The sequence below is a fragment of the Frigoribacterium sp. RIT-PI-h genome (assembly GCF_001297205.1).
Classification (GTDB): Bacteria; Actinomycetota; Actinomycetes; order Actinomycetales; family Microbacteriaceae; genus Frigoribacterium.
The window spans coordinates 1-1921 of sequence record NZ_LHOZ01000071.1 but is presented as its reverse complement, the minus strand read 5'-3'; the positions used below and the strand labels follow the sequence as shown (position 1 = coordinate 1921).

The window sequence follows — 1921 nt, the reverse complement described above, 5'->3', positions numbered from 1 at the left end:
ACTTCCCCCTGCCGGCCGTGCGGCAGGACGACTCGGCCGGCATCGGCGAGCTCGTCGAGCACCTCGTGTCGCTCGGGCACCGACGGTTCGCGCACGTCGCCGGACCTGGTCGCTTCGTGCACTCACAGCGCCGCGGAGCCGCCTGGCGGGATGCCCTCGGGGCGGCCGGACACGACCCCGGGGTCGTCGTCGAGGCCGACTTCACCTACGACGGGGGAGCCCGGGCCGCGGCTCGCCTGTTCGGCCCGGACGCACCGGTCGACGGCCGCCCCACCGCCGTCTTCTGCGCCAACGACCTGGCCGCGATCGGGTTCATGACCGAACTCGACCGGCTCGGGGTCCGCGTCCCCGGCGACGTCAGCGTGGCCGGGTTCGACGGCATCGAGCTCGGGTCGTACGTGCGCCCCGGGCTGACCACGCTGACGACGGCTCCGCGGCTGATCGGGGCCGAGGCGGCGCGCCTCCTGCTCTCGGCCGTCGAAGGCGAGACCGTCACCGACGCCGAGATCCAGCCCGCGCGGCTGCTGGTCCGGGTGTCGACGGGCCCCGCCGCCCGCTGACCCCGGACTGCGGCCGGCCAGGGGGGTGAGGTCGCAGGGGGTTCCGGTCGGACCGTCAGCGTGCTAGCTTCTCGATCTACCGAAACGTTTCGGTACACGAGCGAGACCGCACACGACGACGTGGGAGCCCCGATGACGACGACAGCCGACGCGACGACGGCGGACGCGACGACGGCCGACGCCGACGCGGCCCGCGCCGCCTCGAAGCCGTACCTCGTCCCGCTGACCCGGGCGCGCCTCCGGACGGTGCTCGACGAGGCCCTCGTCCACCGCAACGAGCTGACCGGCGCCCTCTCGCAGCTGACCTTCTCCAGCCCCGTCGCGTACGAGCCGGCCCGGCCCGACTGGGCGGTCGGCCCTTTCGCCGTCGACCCGGCGTTCACCTTCACGCTCGACGGCCAGTGGCCCGACCCCGACGGCCTGGGCTGGACGAGCGAGTCCCTCTACAACCCCAGCCTGATCGAGCACGAGGGCACCCTGCACCTCTTCTACCGGGCCTCGCCCCGCAAGGAGAGCCTCGGCAGCCGCATCGGCCACGCCACCCTCGCGCTCACGCCCGAGGGCGAGCCCGCCCCCGGCGCCACCTGGGTCGACGACCCGGCCAACCCGGTCGTCCGTCCCACCCTCGACGACGAGCTGTTCGGCACCGAGGACCCCAAGGTCTACCGGGCCGAAGGCCGCTTCTGGATGTTCTACAACGGCGTCTTCCCGATCACCGAGGAGGCGCGGGTCGCGCACCCGAGCCCCGGTTACCCCGTCCAGGCGGTCGGCATCGACATGCTGGTCGCCGTCAGCGACGACCTCGTGACCTGGCAGAAGCTCGGGCCGATCGCGGACCACGAGCAGACGCGCCTGTGGGCCAAGGGCGCCGTGATCCCACGCGACGAGCACGGGAACGCCGTCCGCCTCGGCGGCACCGGCGACGACGACGCCGGCGACTACCTCATGTTCGTCAGCGAGGGGTTCGACGGGGTGCTGCACGTCGGCCGCTCGGACGACCTTCGGCACTGGACCTTCGAGCCCGTGCCGTACCTCGACCTGTCGGGCGTCGGCGGCCACCTGCACGAGGTCGCCGCCGCGATCGTCACGGGCGACGGCCACCTCGTGCTGGACGTCTTCCACGACGTCGACGGGGTCTTCGCGGCGAGCCAGGCGCTGTACGACGTCGACCGCCCGGTCGACCAGCTCGCCCTGACACCGGGCGGCTCGCTCAGCTGGGGCGGCCTGCAGGAGATCGGCGGCCGCTGGACCTTCGCCCAGGGCTGGGACGCCCCCGCCGGCCACCGCGACCTGTACTTCTACCGCGCCGACGCAGCCCGCGCCGACCCCGCCGACCCGCCCACCCCCCCCCCTCCCACGCC

Annotated in this window: 2 protein-coding genes; both read left to right on the top strand. The window is 74.0% G+C overall.

All coding sequences use genetic code 11. The features are described 5' to 3' along the window. Nucleotides 1-560, top strand: a 560-nt coding sequence (locus tag AEQ27_RS09285; RefSeq protein ID WP_161805512.1) for a substrate-binding domain-containing protein, incomplete at its 5' end; no start/stop codon positions are given. 132 nt (nucleotides 561-692) lie between these two features. Then, nucleotides 693-1921 (top strand): hypothetical protein (locus AEQ27_RS09280; protein ID WP_152970259.1); only part of this gene is annotated, 1229 nt, incomplete at its 3' end.